Annotated in this window: 15 protein-coding genes and 1 pseudogene; 9 read left to right on the forward strand and 7 right to left on the reverse strand. The window is 67.8% G+C overall.

The genetic code is table 11. From position 1 onward, the window contains the following. Positions 1-29: 29 nt before the first annotated feature. Both P3G67_RS29400 and P3G67_RS29405 read left to right on the forward strand, forming a co-directional pair. Entirely contained in the window at positions 30-473 is a 444-nt protein-coding gene (locus tag P3G67_RS29400; RefSeq protein WP_276096191.1) for a MarR family winged helix-turn-helix transcriptional regulator, read from the forward strand. A gap of 694 nt (positions 474-1,167) precedes the next feature. Further along, positions 1,168-1,536: a DUF5684 domain-containing protein gene (locus P3G67_RS29405; RefSeq protein WP_276096192.1), complete on the forward strand. Its 369-nt coding sequence runs from the start codon at positions 1,168-1,170 to the stop codon at positions 1,534-1,536. A gap of 401 nt (positions 1,537-1,937) precedes the next feature. Here the strand turns inward: P3G67_RS29405 and P3G67_RS29410 are convergent, their stop codons facing one another. Beyond that, on the reverse strand, positions 1,938-2,597 hold the full coding sequence (locus P3G67_RS29410; RefSeq protein WP_276096193.1) for a response regulator transcription factor: 660 nt from the start codon (positions 2,595-2,597) through the stop codon (positions 1,938-1,940). A 17-nt stretch (positions 2,598-2,614) separates the two neighbouring features. Further along, positions 2,615-3,781, reverse strand: a complete 1,167-nt coding sequence (locus P3G67_RS29415) for a sensor histidine kinase (RefSeq protein WP_276096194.1) — start codon at positions 3,779-3,781, stop codon at positions 2,615-2,617. Between the two features lie 174 nt (positions 3,782-3,955). Between P3G67_RS29415 and P3G67_RS29420 the strand changes: the two genes are divergently transcribed. The 3 genes from P3G67_RS29420 to P3G67_RS29430 are packed head-to-tail and all read left to right on the forward strand — an operon-like array spanning position 3,956 to position 7,627. After that, positions 3,956-4,327, forward strand: a complete 372-nt coding sequence (locus tag P3G67_RS29420) for an MmpS family transport accessory protein (RefSeq protein ID WP_276096195.1) — start codon at positions 3,956-3,958, stop codon at positions 4,325-4,327. Positions 4,328-4,331: 4 nt separating this feature from the next. Continuing rightward, complete coding sequence (locus P3G67_RS29425) at positions 4,332-5,099, forward strand: ABC transporter ATP-binding protein (protein ID WP_276096196.1); 768 nt, start codon at positions 4,332-4,334, stop codon at positions 5,097-5,099. Positions 5,100-5,104: 5 nt separating this feature from the next. Next, positions 5,105-7,627: an FtsX-like permease family protein gene (locus P3G67_RS29430; protein ID WP_276096197.1), complete on the forward strand. Its 2,523-nt coding sequence runs from the start codon at positions 5,105-5,107 to the stop codon at positions 7,625-7,627. Between the two features lie 40 nt (positions 7,628-7,667). Here the strand turns inward: P3G67_RS29430 and P3G67_RS29435 are convergent, their stop codons facing one another. Next, the gene (locus P3G67_RS29435) at positions 7,668-7,928 is read right to left on the reverse strand and encodes a hypothetical protein (protein WP_276096198.1); all 261 of its coding nucleotides are present in this window, start codon (positions 7,926-7,928) and stop codon (positions 7,668-7,670) included. A 58-nt stretch (positions 7,929-7,986) separates the two neighbouring features. Beyond that, entirely contained in the window at positions 7,987-8,460 is a 474-nt protein-coding gene (locus tag P3G67_RS29440) for a hypothetical protein (protein WP_276096199.1), read from the reverse strand. A gap of 298 nt (positions 8,461-8,758) precedes the next feature. Here P3G67_RS29440 and P3G67_RS29445 point away from each other — a divergent pair, with 298 nt between their 5' ends. Then, the gene (locus P3G67_RS29445) at positions 8,759-9,016 is read left to right on the forward strand and encodes a hypothetical protein (RefSeq protein ID WP_276096200.1); all 258 of its coding nucleotides are present in this window, start codon (positions 8,759-8,761) and stop codon (positions 9,014-9,016) included. Positions 9,017-9,020: 4 nt separating this feature from the next. On the opposite strand, the gene P3G67_RS29450 is transcribed toward P3G67_RS29445, so the two are convergent. After that, positions 9,021-9,188 carry a hypothetical protein gene (locus tag P3G67_RS29450; RefSeq protein WP_276096201.1) on the reverse strand — a complete coding sequence of 56 codons (168 nt, stop codon included), beginning with the start codon at positions 9,186-9,188 and terminating at the stop codon, positions 9,021-9,023. Between the two features lie 419 nt (positions 9,189-9,607). On the opposite strand from P3G67_RS29450, the gene P3G67_RS29455 reads away from it, so the two are divergent. Continuing rightward, on the forward strand, positions 9,608-10,723 hold the full coding sequence (locus P3G67_RS29455; RefSeq protein ID WP_276096202.1) for a GNAT family N-acetyltransferase: 1,116 nt from the start codon (positions 9,608-9,610) through the stop codon (positions 10,721-10,723). Between the two features lie 18 nt (positions 10,724-10,741). Beyond that, a complete protein-coding gene (locus P3G67_RS29460) occupies positions 10,742-11,863 on the forward strand; it encodes a GNAT family N-acetyltransferase (protein WP_276096203.1) in 1,122 nt (373 codons plus the stop codon). Between the two features lie 2 nt (positions 11,864-11,865). On the opposite strand, the gene P3G67_RS29465 is transcribed toward P3G67_RS29460, so the two are convergent. Continuing rightward, positions 11,866-12,003, reverse strand: coding sequence for a hypothetical protein (locus tag P3G67_RS29465; RefSeq protein WP_276096235.1), 138 nt, complete (start codon positions 12,001-12,003; stop codon positions 11,866-11,868). Between the two features lie 149 nt (positions 12,004-12,152). Further along, positions 12,153-12,644, reverse strand: a pseudogene (locus P3G67_RS29470) (phytanoyl-CoA dioxygenase family protein); the annotation flags it as partial. Positions 12,645-12,716: 72 nt separating this feature from the next. Between P3G67_RS29470 and P3G67_RS29475 the strand changes: the two are divergent. Beyond that, positions 12,717-14,075, forward strand: a complete 1,359-nt coding sequence (locus tag P3G67_RS29475; protein ID WP_276096204.1) for an MFS transporter — start codon at positions 12,717-12,719, stop codon at positions 14,073-14,075. Positions 14,076-14,124: the final 49 nt, after the last annotated feature.

The raw sequence follows: 14,124 nt of genomic DNA on the forward strand, positions 1-14,124 counted from the left end.
GCGTGCGCAGCGCACGCTACTGTGGGGTTATGGAGAACGAGGTAGGACACGAGATCGCCGACGCGCTGGGCATCCTGCTCAAACGCACCACCCGCGCCCAGCTGCACAAGAACCTGACCGAGGGCATGGGGGAGGCAGTGGACGAGCTGACCTACCCGGTCCTCAGCGCACTGGCCAGGACCGGCCCCCGCAGTGCCGCCGAGCTGGGCCCGGACGCCGGACTCGACCGCTCCGGCGTCACCCGCCGCGCATCCCGCCTGGAGGCCGCCGGACTCATCCGCCGCGAACCGGACCCCACCGACCGTCGCGCATCCCTGCTGGTCCTCACCGACAAGGGAGAACGCACCGTGGCCGAACTACGCGAGCGCCTGGCCACCCACATCGCCGCGAGCCTCAACTCCTGGCCCCCCGGGGACGCCCAGACCTTCGCCCGCCACCTCCGCCGCTTCATCACCGAAGGCCCCTTCGCATAGCCGCCTCACACCATCAGGCCGTCGCCGTCCAGTTGAGGCGCCCGGCTCGATTCCGGCGTCGCAGTCGGACTGTTCATATGAGGCCCCGTCAACTGAAGCGCACTGCTGCGCCAACGCAAGGGCTCCCCCGCCAGCGTGTCCGGTTGATCGCCCGAGCGGTTGGCCGGGTGCGGGGCTCCTATGGGGTTCGTCAAGGAATTGCGTCGGCGTGCGAGCCGCGGGGGCGGCAGGAACTGGCGGAGGCCGTGCTGGCTCGCCGAGCTGGCTCCGAGTGCCCCGAACTGCGGGTCTGGCCCGGCGAGGAACGCGCTGCGGCTGAACTGGGGCATTGCCCTGCCCTGCCGCTCCACCGCTTCCGCGATGTCCGGGCCCATCCGTCCTGCGAGCCCGGCGGCTTGGTGGGCTGCGAGGGCGCGCCGGTAGCCGGAAGCGTGCGGACCGCCGGGCCCTTGACTGCTGGTTGGCGTGGGCGATCAGCTTCGGCGCGGTGGTTCAGCGCAGTGTTGGGGATGATCCCGCGACGGTCCGATCAAGCGGGGAGCAACTGCACCAAATTTGCTGTGCCACAACCTCTTTCCGCAGGTCACTGGAGTTGTGATGAAGGGACCGGAAGGATGGAGAGACCAGGTCTCAGCGTGATCACGAAAGAGCCACACGTTCAGCGCTTCGAGAGCTCACGTGGGAAGCTCCTGAGATGACTAAGTCCGGCTTCGAACCTGTCCACATTGTGGTGCTTATCGTCGCTCTCGTCGTGGCGGTATTGGAGATCGCGGCGTTGTGGAGGGCGTTGGCGAAGGCCAGTCGGCCCGGCTGGGGCGCGATCATACCGATCTACAATTTGTACCTGTGGCTCAAGGTGGCAGGACGGCCGGGTTGGTGGCTGGCCTTGTACCTCGTCCCGGGAGTAAACGTCATCGTGCACCTCGTCGTATCGCTCGACATCGCCAGGTCGTTCGACAAGGGCACGATGTTCGGTGTCGGCCTGTGGCTGCTCCCGTGGATCGGCGTCCCGGTCCTGGGCTTCGGCGGCGCTCGGTACGTCGGCGCCAACCCCACCGCATAGCCCAGCCTGGACGCTTTTTCAGCGCTTTGACGAGCAACTATCTGAGCGTGCGCACTTATCTACAGCCACGCTCGCACGCGTCTGAAACCAGCGCGCTGCCACTGCCGTTCGGAACGGGGGCCATCGAGGCCCAACCGAACGGGGCCCGATGACAGTGCGCGTCGGATGGTGGCGGTGGCCACGCGGTGGCCGTGGCCGAGCCGTCGCAGTTCGTTTTGGATTCTGACGTAGCCCCAGCTTGGATTCCCTGTGGGGAGGCGCTGGATGAGTGCGGCGAGTTCGTCGGGCAACGGTGGTCGGCCGGGCTTGGTGGGTGGCTGACGCCAATTCAGTAGGCAGAGCTGCCTGACCAGAACGGATGCACTTTCCGACACCCGCAACAGCTGAGGGCCGCGGTGGTTTCAGCCGACGACGCCGTGTTCCCAGGCCCAGGCTGCGATCTCCACGCGGTTGCGGGCCGGTAGTTTGTCCTGGACCCGGCTGAGGTGGCTCTTGATGGTGCTGAGCGAGAGAGTCAGCCGTTCGGCGATCTCGTTGTTCGTGTGCCCGCGGGCGACCAGGCTCACGACCTTCAGTTCCTGGGGAGTGAGCCGTCGTGCGGCGGCGGCCCCGGTCTCGGCGCGTGACGGTCTGGTCAGGTGTTCCAGGAGCCGGACGGTGACGGACGGCGAGATGAGGGAGTCACCGTTGACAGCGGCATGCACCGCTTCGATCAGCAGCCGGGGGCCGGAGTTCTTGACCACGAAGCCGCTGGCACCGGCGCGGAGCGCGCCGTAGACGTACTCGTCCATGTCGAACGTCGTCACGATGACGATCTTCGTAGCGTCCGCCACGGTTCCCTGTGCCCGGCGCAGGCGCCTGGTTGCCTCCAGGCCGTCCAGTTTCGGCATGCGGATGTCCATCAGGCAGACGTCCGGCCGCAGTCGGTGAACTGCCTCGACCGCCTCGGCACCATCGGATGCCTCTCCGACCACGGAGATGTCGTCTTGCCCCTCCAGGATGAGGCGGAAGCCCATCCGCACCATCTCCTGGTCGTCGGCGATCACCACGGAGACGCTCACTACGGGTTCCCGCTCCCTCACTTCATGGGTATCGACGCAGCCAACTCCCAGCCGCCCTCGGGCATAGGGCCGCTGCTGAGCTCACCACCCAGCTCGGCCACCCGCTCCGACAGGCCGATCATGCCGAAGCCGCTGTGGCGAAACCACCCCCGGCCGCGTTGCTGGCCGATCGCGTTGTCACGTACGCGGACGACCAGTCGGTCTCCGTCGGTTCCCAGCTTGACATGCACGGTGGTCGCGGTGCGGGCGTGCTTGCGGATGTTGGTCAGGCCCTCCTGGACCAGTCGTTCCACCGACTTGGCGAGTTGCGGCGACCAGACGGCACCGTCCACGTCGTCGGCCACGTCCAGCCAGGCGTGCTGTCCGATGCCGGTGAACTGGTGGACGAGCTCCTCGATCCTCGTCATGGCGGGCGTGACGGGTGCCTCCGCCACGGCTCCGTCCGCTTCACGCAGAAGTCGGACCATGCGGCTCATCGCCACCAGTCCTTCCTGGCCGGTCTCCTCGATGTTGGCGAACAGCTCGCGTGCCGTGGCCGGATCACGTTCCGCGATGTGTTCACCGGCCTGGGCCTGCACGACCATCGCTGTGACGTAGTGGGCCACGTGATCGTGCAAGTCACGGGCGAGGTCCAGACGTTCTGCCTGGCGTACGTTCTCCGCGGCGATCCCGCGTCTGCCGTCCTCGGTTCGCAGGTAGCCACCCAGCAGCACGAAAGCCACCGGCAGCAGGGTGAACAGGCCGTCGATGTCTTTGAGTACCGGCAGATCCGACAGTGCTGGAGCGCGGCCCTCGATCCGTACCACTGCCACGAAGAGCGGGACCGCCGACAACACGAGCGGCGCAGGCCGCCCGTACCGGCAGGCGAGGCACAACAACACCAGGAGTCCAAGGAGTTCGGCCCACCCGGGGGTGCGTTGTAGCACGGTGCCCTCTACCAGGGACGTGGCCAGCAGCGAGACGGTCGCCACGACGACGGACAGGGCGCAGGCCGTCCATTGCCGGCCGAACCGGTACAGCCGCAGCTGCGCGGCGGCGGCGCCCAGAGCCATGACCCCGCTCGTGACGACCGCCAGGCCGACGTAGCTGAAGCTCACCACAGACGCGTCGAGCAGTACGAGCAGCGCGCACAGGCACAGCACGGCGACCGCCTCAGTGGAGGGAAGCGGGAGAGAGCGGGGCACGGTGAGAAGTTTAGGCGGCGGTTCGCCGACCCTCGCAGGAGTGGGGGCCGATACGTACTTTCGGCCGATGCCGCCGAAGCGAATACGGTCTTTCGACGGCATCGCGACCCGTCGGCCGCTCCGCAGAATGATGCGTGTGCAAGGCGAAAGACCTTCCCATCACCTGGAGTTGCCGTGAAATTCCCCACCTTCCGTACGTATGCCGCGTCCCTGCTGACGGCCGGTTCCCTGGCTGCGGCGGCCGTGTCACTCACCGGCTGCGGTGTGTTCGGCCACAGCTGGGACGTGAAGATGGAGGTGACGGGCCCCGGCAGCGCCGACGTCGGCTACAGCTTCTCCGGTGACAACAGCCCGAGGACGACGTTCGCTGGGAAGCTGCCCTGGAACAAGGCTCAGAACGTCGGCTTCGGCTTCAACAATCTGGCCGTCACGAGCGCGCAACCCGGCACCGTCTGCCGTATCTACGTCGACGGCAAGCTCAAGGACGAGCAGAAGAAGCCCGACGCCAAGGGCACCCTGTCGTGCTCCGTCCACCTGAAGGACTGATCCGATGACCTTGACAAGCGTGGCCGCTCGTACGGCGGTCCGCGCCACCAGCGTCGCCAAGGTGTACGGTGCGGACAGCCCCGGCACCACGGCAGCGGTCGGTGTCCAGGCGCTGCGCGGAGTCGACCTGGAGATCGGCGAAGGAAGCTTCCTGGCCGTCATGGGGCCTTCCGGATCCGGGAAGTCCACCCTGATGCACTGCCTTGCCGGCCTGGACCGTCCGTCCTCCGGCACGATCAGCCTGGAAGACATCGAGATCACCGCACTGTCCGAGCGGCAGCGCACGGACCTGCGTCGCGACCGCATCGGCTTCGTCTTCCAGCAATACCACCTGCTGCCAGAGCTGAACGCCTCCGAGAACATTCTGCTGCCGCTGGAGATAGCAGGCCGCCGCCCCGATCAGGGCTGGCTGGACACGCTCGTGAGCACCCTGCAGATCGGTGACCAACTCTCGCGTCGTCCTTCGGAGTTGTCGGGCGGACAACAGCAGCGAATCGGCATCGCTCGCGCGCTGGCGGCCCGTCCCGCAGTCGTCTTCGCGGACGAGCCGACCGGCAATCTGGACGCCAGGTCCGGCCGGGATGTACTGGAGTTCCTGCGCTACTCCACCCGCGAGTTCGGTCAGACGGTGGTGATGGTCACGCACGATCCGGTGGCCGCCTCCTATTCCGACCGTGTCGTGCTGCTGCTGGACGGTCGCATCAGCGGCAGGGTCGACGAGCCCACTCCCGAGTCCGTGCTCGACGCGCTCCAGAACCCGGGGAAGCGGTGAGGGCGTTGAGGGCATCGGGACTGACCAAGGCGGCGATACGGCAGATCGCGGCCAAGCCGTCACGGCTGCTGCTCACCGGCTGCACACTGATGGTCACGGCTTTCTTCCTGGCCGGTTCGATCGTCTTGACCGACACCATGAAGCGGCAACTGGCCGACGACCTCTCGACGGTCGCCGCGGGGACGGCCGTGGTGGTCGGCGCGGCAGGCGACCAGCCGCTCGACGACAAGCAGGTCGAGGAACTCGGGAAGGCAGCGGGGGTAGCCGGGGTCCAACCCGTGGCCATGGGCAGCGTGCTTGTGAAAGGCGCGGGCCGTGACCCCTACCCGTTGGTCGGCACGGCACTCACAGGTCCGCAGTCCGCCGTCCGCCCGTTGCGGGGCACCCTTCCTGACGGGCCAGGTGAAGTCGTGCTCACGCGGGCGCTGGCCGGCCTCCCCGGAATGGGAGTCGGCGGCCGGATCACACTCGTTGCCCAGGCTGGCCACGGCCCGGTTACGTCCCGGAGCGCTCCTGCCCGAACGGTGACTGTGACGGTCTCGGGTGTCGTCCAGGCCGCTTCGGCCATGGGAGCCGCCGTGCTCACCACGCCCGCCAACGCCCGTTCATGGCTGGGCACCGACGGCTGGCAACAGGCGCTGCTTCGCGTAACGGACCGCCCCGCCGCCGAGGTGGCGTCCACCGTACAAGGGGAGCTGGGCGCGGACTTCTCCGTAAGTACCGCGTCCGAACTGCGCGCGGAGGAGAGCGGATCCAAGTGGGTCACCAGCGTGTCCACCCTGCTCACGATCTTCGTCCTGGTGGCCCTGCTCGCCGGAACCTTCATCGTCTCCACGACGTATCGGGTGCTGCTCGTCCGGGACCAGACCCGGCTGGCCCTGCTGCGCTGCGTGGGCGCCAGGCCAGGGCAGGTGATGCGATCCGTGCTGCTGCAGGCCGCGGCTTCCGGTCTGATCGCCGGTGCCGTCGGGACGGTCACGGCGATCTGCTGCTCGTTCGCGATCACCGGAATCGGAGGTCTGCCCGGCCCCGAGATCTCGGCGCCGTCCCTGTCCGGATGTGTGCTCGTTTCCGTGCTGGCCGCCCTCGCCGCGGCGATGCCGGCAGCGAGAGCCGCGGCGCGCGTCGCACCGGTCGCCGCCCTGTCCGTGGCGCCCACCCGCCACGTAGCGGACCGCATCGGCCGGACGCGCGCTATGACTGGAGCGCTCTGCTTGGGCTGCGCGCTCCTGCTCATCGGCCTCGTCGGTCCCGGCGGCGCGGGCGGTGCCGCGGCGGGGGTCGGCTCGGTCGCCTCCGCGGTCGCTCTGTTCGGTTGCCTCCTCGCGCTCGGCCCTGCACTGCTGCGGCGCTCGACACGCGCCCTCCATCGGCCCGTGCGGGCGGTGGCGGGGCTGGACGGTGCTCTGGCGGTGCGCAACCTGGGCCGTGCCGCGCGCCGCACCGCGGCCTGTGCGACGGTCCTCACCCTGGGCATCACCATGGTCGCGACAGTGCTTGTAGCACTGGCTTCGGTAGAGCAGGGAATGGACCGGCGGCTGCGGGAGCGCGACCCGGTCGACGTCGTGCTCGACGCGTCGCCTACCGGCTCGTCGGCTCTGACCCCGGCTGTGGTGGACGCGGTGGCGGCACTGCCCGAGACCCGCGCGGTGGTGCCCGTCACCCGGGTGGACGGCGTTGCCGTCGGCGGCAAAGGCCGCGGCCAGGGGGCCGATATCCGAGGCCTCGATCCTGGCGCGATCCCGGCACTGTTCGCCGACAGCCGACCGGCCTCCCACGGCGGAGGCCTACGGCGTGGACAGGCAGCCATCTCCACGTCCCTGGCGGAGGCGCTCGGGGTCCATCCCGGCGACCGGATCTCGCTGCGGGTGTCCGGCGGCGGGAAGTCCAGCGCCGAAGTGAGCCTTATCCACCCGGACGACGCCTCCATGTTGGGCGATGTCGCCGTCCTGCCAGGGGACTTCGCCCAACTGGCGCCTCACGCCCCTGTACGGTCCGTGTACATCACCGCCGTCCACCAGAACAACCCGTCGTCCCTGCGGGCTCCGCTGGACAAAGCGCTGCCGCTGAACGCTTCGCTCCACCTCACCTACCAGGGCGAAGAACGGGCCGCCCTGCGACAGACCATCGATCAGCTGCGGATCATGGCACTGGGGCTGGTCGGCATCACCATGCTGGTGTCGCTCGTAGGTGTGGCGATCACCCTGACTCTGTCCTCGACGGAACGCGAGAGAGAGAACGGTGTCCTGCGAGCGGTGGGTATGCGCGGCTCACGCCTGCGCTCCGTGCTGGCCTGGGAAGCCGGACTGCTCGGCTTGTACGCAGCCGTTCCCGGCGTCACGCTGGGCTCGCTCTACGGTGCGATGATGCTCGGCGCACTGCCCGGTCTCAGCAACCTCACGATCCCGTACGGGCAGTTGGCGGTGACGTTGGTGGGCGCCCTAGCCCTCGTACTGGGTGCGTCCGTGATCCCGGTCCTGCGTTCAGCTGCGGTCTCACCCATGGTGGCTCTGCGGGCGGACTGTTGATCAAGATTAGCGTGCGCCCCGCACGCTTCTACTGCTACAGTCATTTCGCCGAGTTCGCACCCGACGGACGCTTCCACCGGGTCGAGGAGACGACCGTTTGCGTGGCGGAAAGCACCCCTTCGCGCTTCAACCGCAGCGGGCCTAATTCCAGCAGCACCCGGCGGGCGTCCGGGTAAAAGAATCCCTGAACGAGAAATACCGTGAGGGCGAATGCGGATACCTCGACGGCGACCGCGAAGACCAGTTTGCTCAATGGATCCAACCGACAGACCGGGGAGTCACCGACGGCATGCAGGGCCATTACCACGATGGTCACTTCCCGCCCGGCAGCAGTCGGCGGACGCCAACGCACCGTGCTGTCACACAAATAGGAAACGGTGCACGTGCCCACGGGCAAAGCCCGCCGGTACGGTCAGCGCCAGGACTACGGTGAGTGCCTTGCCCAAGGGGTCAGCGACCAGTCCTTGCAGGCTGGCGGCCTTCCGCGTGCTGTTCCCGTACGCCTGGCACGTCGCGATGAGCGCCGACCGCCCCACCGAACCACTGGCGTTGCCGAATACGAAGGCCGTGCTGGGGGCGGAGCCGACACCGCCGGCCACTCCGATGACGACCCTCGCGAGCACGGCTGTCGGGAGGCGTCGGAACCAGCCCAGGCGCGCCAGGGCGCCCGCGACGCCGGAGGCGATCGGCATCGCTCCCAACGTGTAGCCGCACAGGGCGAGAAGAGCGGCCGGACCGCCCACGCCGCCGCGCACCGAATCAGGTCTGGCGGCGATCAACCCCACGTAGGTAATAAGGACGACCCCGGAGCCGATTCCAATACGCCAGGGCACTAAGAGACGCCACGGGCTTAACAGACGCAGGCAACCTGCCAATTGAACTACCTCCCCGCATGATGGCCAGTCTCATAAGTTGTTCCTGCGGCTCATCATCCAGACCGCGTATCTCAATTGTCAACACTCGCCTCGCAGTTGTTGTTCGTCAAGTCCGATCACTGCTGCACCGGCATTGACAAGCTGTCGACATTGATGTTGAACTCAGCCCGGAATCCCCGGAATCCATCTGCACTTTGTCCGACTTGACACAAAACCCGCAACTTCTCCGAAAAATCTGGCGGAATGGAATAGTGCCATGGCCAACTACCTGTCGTTCGCAGAGGCTTATACAGCCGGCCTGCGTGACATAATCGGCACCGGTAGTGACGACGTCGGCACCCCGGCGTACTACCGCCGCGGTGCACACGAGTACTCGGACGACCAGCACACTCTCAGCGGCGCCTTCGGCCACCGGCTGCTGACCGCCAACGGCAACCAACTGGAAGAGGTGGTCGGCCGCATCGAGCGCGACCCCGCTCACCGGCGCGGGTTCGCCCTGGTGCTGGCGGCCTGAGCGCCTACCTGGTGTCGTCCAACGGTGCGGTCGTCAGCGAACTGGACAGCGGCAGGGTCCGGCGGATCCGGACGATGCGGTCCCGAACGTACTGGAAGTCGCGGACGCGGTCACCGGACCCAACGACGGAGACGGAGTGGCCACCTGGCTGGAGGAGATGTGCTTGTGCCACGCGTGAACTCCCTCGCGGACGCCGACCGGGTGTGGATCGTGGCGGTCCCGGCTGCGGCAAGTCGACGCTCGCCGGCTTTTCCGCCGCACCCTGCGGCGCTGGATACGCCGCGAGCGGCTCTGGGGCGGCGTCAGGGAAACGCTCTGGTCCGTCATCGGTCCGCGGTCCATCCTGTGGTACGCCCTGAAGCAGCGCGGTCCCCAACAGCAGGCCAACCAAAGGCTTTTCGACCAGCTCAAGGAGACCGGCGTCCTGCTCCTGCACGCACAAGGCAGCGATGTGCGGTCTCTGCTGAAATAGGTACTCGCGACGGTTCTCGTCCCGCACCAACCCGACCCCCTTCCTCTGGAGTTACACCCATGCGCGTCTCCCCGTACGGATCTGTGGACCTACTGCCGGCCGCGGAGTGGGACTCTTTGGTGACCGGCGGGACAATCTACTCAAGCAGCGGATTCCTGAAGGTTCGTGAGGAGGAACTGCCGCAAGGGGCTGCCGCCCGCTACCTGATCGCGCGCGACGCGCACGGAGCGCCGACCGCCGGCCTGGAGGCGTACTCCTTCCGTACTCCGCCCCATCTGCTGTACACACCCGCCGACTTGCTCGCCGGGCTGATCAGCGAGGAGCGCCACGCCCACCTCGCTGAGCGGCCACTGGCGATCGGCGCGGGCTGGTCCGAGTTCCGCGGGCACCTGCCGGGCCGGGACGGCGTGACGGCACAGGAGCGTATCGACGCGGTGCGCGCGCTCACCTCGCAGGCACTCGACTTCGCAGCGGACGCGGGAGCAGGCGTGCTCGCGTACTACTACCTGCCGAGGGAGGAGGCGCTGGAGGTCGCCGAGGCCCACGCCGGCGACGGAGCCGTTCTCCTCTACCACGACGTGGAGACCGTACTGCCCGTCGGCCGGTGGCAGGACCTGGACGAGTACCTGGCCTGGCTGCCCTACGGCCGGCGCCGCCGGGCCCGGTGCGAGATCCGGGACTTCGGCCGCAGCGGGCGGACCATCCGGGAGGTCTCGCTGCCCGACGTCGTCAAGGAGATCGCCCCGCTGAACAGCGCGCTGATGCGCAAGCACGGCCACGAGTACGGTGTGGAGCAGGCAACGGCCGTCTACGAACGCCAAGGACGGCATCTCGGCGAGTGCAGCACACTGCTCCTGGACGAGGACGCCGGGCGCCCCATCGGTTTCGCGCTGCGCTACCGGCAACGCGACATGCTGTACGGGCGCGTGGCCGGCTTCGACTACTCGGTGCCCAATGTGGCCGACTACTTCAACCTGGTCTTCTACCACCCCATCGCGTCGGGCATCGGCCAGACGGTCCGGGCGATCCACCTCGGGCTCGGCACCTTCCAGGCCAAGTTGGCACGTGGTGCCCAACCCAACCCCCTGTACAGCGTGTTCGTCGGAGTGGACGCGCCGCTGGAAGCCGACGCGGAAAAGGTCCGCGAACGCAACCGCACCGAGGCAACGGCGTTCGGCGACGAACACGGCCGTTTCGTGGTGGGCGGGCTGAACACCGATGACTGGCTGCTGTGAGCAAGGAGAAGAACGCACATGCCCGATGTGAAGCACCGCGAGTCGATCAGCGACATTGACTCACACGCCTGGGACGCACTGGTGCCCGGCAGTTGCTTCTACCAAAGCCACGCCTGGCTGCGCGGCCAGGAACGGCCCGACTTCGCCACCGCGGGCTACCTCACGGTCGAGGCCGACGGTGAACTCCTCGCCGCGACGCCCTACTACGACTTCCCCGCCCGGAACGCACCGCCCCTGCCGGACGTGGCCAAGGACCACACCGTTCTCAGGATCGGCACCCGCACCGGCTACCACAACGAGTTCCTGCTGTCGAAGGACCCCGGTACGGCACGGGAGGCGTTCGGCAGCCTGGTCGCCGGTGCCGCCGAGAAGGCCGCCGCGCTGGGCTGTGACGCGCTGCTCTTCGACTTCCTCACCACCGACAGCCTGCGGCTGCTCGCGAGCCGGTGCGAGGTGCGGGCGCAACTGCGAATCGCCGAGGCCGTGGTGCACAACGACGGCGGCACCTTCGCGTCCTATCGGCGCCTGCTCGGCCGGAGCGTGCGCAAAAGCTGCGTGTACGAGATACGGCGCTTCGCGAACTCCGGGCTGCGCCTGGAAACGGCCCCGCTCTCCGAGTGCGTCGACGAGCTCGCACGGCTGGTCGGACAGACCATGGACCGGCACAACGCCTCCCTCGACCCTGCGGAGATCCACGCCTACCTCACCGTCCAGGCGCGCTGCCTGGACGAACTGAGCACGGTGTTCCGCTGCCTGGACGAAGGGGGAACCCCGGTCGGAGGCAACCTGTGCTTCGCCTGGCGTGACACCTTCTACGCCCGGGTGGCGGGCTTCGACTACGCGCGGACACGAAGCGCCTTCGAGTACTTCAACGCCATGTACTACGAACCCCTGCACCACATGGAGCGCAGCGGCATGACCACGCTCCACCTCGGCACCTCCACCCTGCGGGCGAAGGTGCTCCGAGGGGCGTCGCTGCACCCGCTGTGGGCGGCGGTCGTACCGCTGCCGCTCACCACGGGCGCCGGACTGCGGCGCGACGCGGTGGCGGACCAGGCCTTCGCCGACACCGTGCGGGCGGAGGCCGGCGGCGGGATGTACGACCAGGAGTGGGACTTGACCACCGTCACCCCGCTGTGACGTCAGGCCCCGCCGCCGGACACGGGGACGGGCCACAGCACCGGACAGATCTCCGGGTCGGTGTAGTCCGGCAGACCGGCGGCGGTCCTGCGGACCAAGGAGGCGTGCTTGTACGGCGTCTGCCGGCCGGTTGACAGCATGGTCGCGGTACGAGTTCGTGCCGTCCTGGAGGTGGAACGAGATGGCACGGCGGGGCACGTCCGAGGTCCTCCGGGTCGCCGACCGGCCGATCGGCACCGTGCCGGTGCGACCACCGATGACTTCCGTTCACCATGGTGATGGTCCCCGACTCCTCGGTGCAGTCATGGAACGGGATGAAAGCGGTCAGCATTTGGCCCGAAGAACAAGTGGGCCAGAAATATTTGTCGAAGTGCCACGAGACAATGTTCGACGCCTCTTCGGCGATCGGCGGCTTGCAGATCAGGGCCGCCTGGAAAGTACGTATCACATCCGTCTGCGCCAAGCGGGCGGCAACGGCTCCGATGACGGGCTTCCGCAGAATTCCCGCAATGGTTTCGTCCTGATAGTGGATGTAGTCGTTGTTGCGCTGCACGTCGCCGTCCGCGGGCGTCCAGTCAGCCAGCCGGTCCGGACGCATGGGAAGCTGACGGCCACGCTGACCTGCATAGTAGCGCTCGCCAGCCTCGGTCAGAGCCTCCGTCTCGGCATCGCTGAGCAGCTTCTCCGACAAATACCAACCCCGCTCGGAATAGAGACGGACCTCCTCCTCGGAGGGGAGCAATTCAACTTCCTCGGCGGTAAGTCCAGGATAGTCAACCACGCCTCAGCTCCTATCACCCGAAAGCCTCCATCGCAATGACTCCGCGAACACGTTAGCGGAGATCGGTGCAGCATGCTAGCGTTCCTTTCGATCTTCTTGCCGAACACTCACACGGGGGCTTTAGTGGCGATATTCGACAGGGAAGTCCGTACCCTGCTCACGGAAAACAGAGCCTTTCGCGACATCTGGCTGGGTGAGGTTTCAGCGCACTTCGGCGGGCAGGTGACCAGTTTCCTCCTGCCGCTGATCGCGGTCACGTATCTCCATGTCGACGGAACAGGCGTGGGACTTGTCTCGGCGGCCCAGTTCGTTCCCATCGTGGTGCTCTCGCTGATCGCCGGGGTGATGGTCGACCGGTACCCGCCACGCCGCACGCTGGTCGCCGCCAGCGCCGCCCAGGGTGTGGCGCTGGCGTTGCTGGGCGTCTTCCAGGCTGTGAAGGGTCTGACCTTCGGGCAACTCGTCGTGGCCGCCGTGGTCATCGGTGTCGCCGCCGTCTTCTACGAGGTGGCCTACCAGTCAACACTCCCCAGGATCCTGCCGGTGGACTCCATCGCCGCGGCCAACGGTCTGCATCAGGCGACGTACTCGATCAGCACCCTCGCCGGTCCGTCCGCCGCCGGTTTCCTCATCGGCAGGCTGGGACTGTCACCGACGCTGACCGTCGCCGCCGCGTGCTCCGCCGGCGCCGCTGTCAGCGGCATGCTGCTCCGCGGCGTCAAGGCACCCGAGCAGCCTCGGCAGTCAGCCGTACGAGCGATCGGCTCCGGGCTCCGCTTCACCTGGTCTCTGCGCCCGATCCGGGACCTGTGCGTGCAAGCCGGTCTGTCGAACCTGCACGAGAAGGCTTTCCTCACCGTCTTCCTTGTGTTCGCGGTGCGCGCACTGGGTATGAGCGGCACCACCGTGGGCCTGATCACCGGCGTCGGCAGCGTGGGCGCCCTGATCGGCTCGCTCTGCGCCAACCGGCTGGCCAAGCGCTGGACCGTCGGCGGCACACTGGCGCTGGGGGCGGTCCTGGCCGCCGGCGGCCTACTGCTCATTCCAGTCGTCGCTCACTTCGGCGCCTACGTCGCCGTGCTCGCCTCGATCGCCATGGTGCTGAACGGCTTTGGTGTGGCCCTGTTCAATGTGTTCGCGGTGAGTCTGCGTCAGGCCATCCCGCCGGAGCACCAACTCGGCGCGGTGACCGCGAGCTACCGGCTGGTCGCGCTGGGCACGTTGCCGCTGGGCGCGTTCATCGGCGGTGCCCTTTCCGACGCGCTTTCGCCCGGCAATGCCCTCTGGCTCGTCGGGCTCTCCTACCTCGTCGTCTCGTTCTGGCTGACGTGGTCTCCGCTCCGGAGGGCCCGCACGCTGGAGGAGGCGGAGGAGCTCGGGCGCACCACCGGCGTCGAGGCACCTCCGGTCTGCCGGTCGCCCTCGGCCTGATCCGCACGACGGCTTGGTGCGGGCGCCTGAGGGGTCCTTACTGGCGCAG

It is taken from the genome of Streptomyces silvisoli (genome assembly GCF_029269905.1).
Taxonomy (GTDB): Bacteria; Actinomycetota; Actinomycetes; order Streptomycetales; family Streptomycetaceae; genus Streptantibioticus_A; species Streptantibioticus_A silvisoli_A.

What these genes read in the sequence shown, in the direction of transcription:
- P3G67_RS29400 (WP_276096191.1), top strand. Translation starts at nt 30, where the DNA reads ATGGAGAACGAGGTAGGACACGAGATCGCCGACGCGCTGGGCATCCTG.
- P3G67_RS29405 (WP_276096192.1), top strand. Translation starts at nt 1,168, where the DNA reads ATGACTAAGTCCGGCTTCGAACCTGTCCACATTGTGGTGCTTATCGTC.
- P3G67_RS29425 (WP_276096196.1), top strand. Translation starts at nt 4,332, where the DNA reads ATGACCTTGACAAGCGTGGCCGCTCGTACGGCGGTCCGCGCCACCAGC.
- P3G67_RS29435 (WP_276096198.1), bottom strand. Translation starts at nt 7,928, where the DNA reads ATGGCCCTGCATGCCGTCGGTGACTCCCCGGTCTGTCGGTTGGATCCA.
- P3G67_RS29445 (WP_276096200.1), top strand. Translation starts at nt 8,759, where the DNA reads ATGGCCAACTACCTGTCGTTCGCAGAGGCTTATACAGCCGGCCTGCGT.
- P3G67_RS29460 (WP_276096203.1), top strand. Translation starts at nt 10,742, where the DNA reads ATGCCCGATGTGAAGCACCGCGAGTCGATCAGCGACATTGACTCACAC.
- P3G67_RS29465 (WP_276096235.1), bottom strand. Translation starts at nt 12,003, where the DNA reads ATGCTGTCAACCGGCCGGCAGACGCCGTACAAGCACGCCTCCTTGGTC.
- P3G67_RS29475 (WP_276096204.1), top strand. Translation starts at nt 12,717, where the DNA reads ATGCTAGCGTTCCTTTCGATCTTCTTGCCGAACACTCACACGGGGGCT.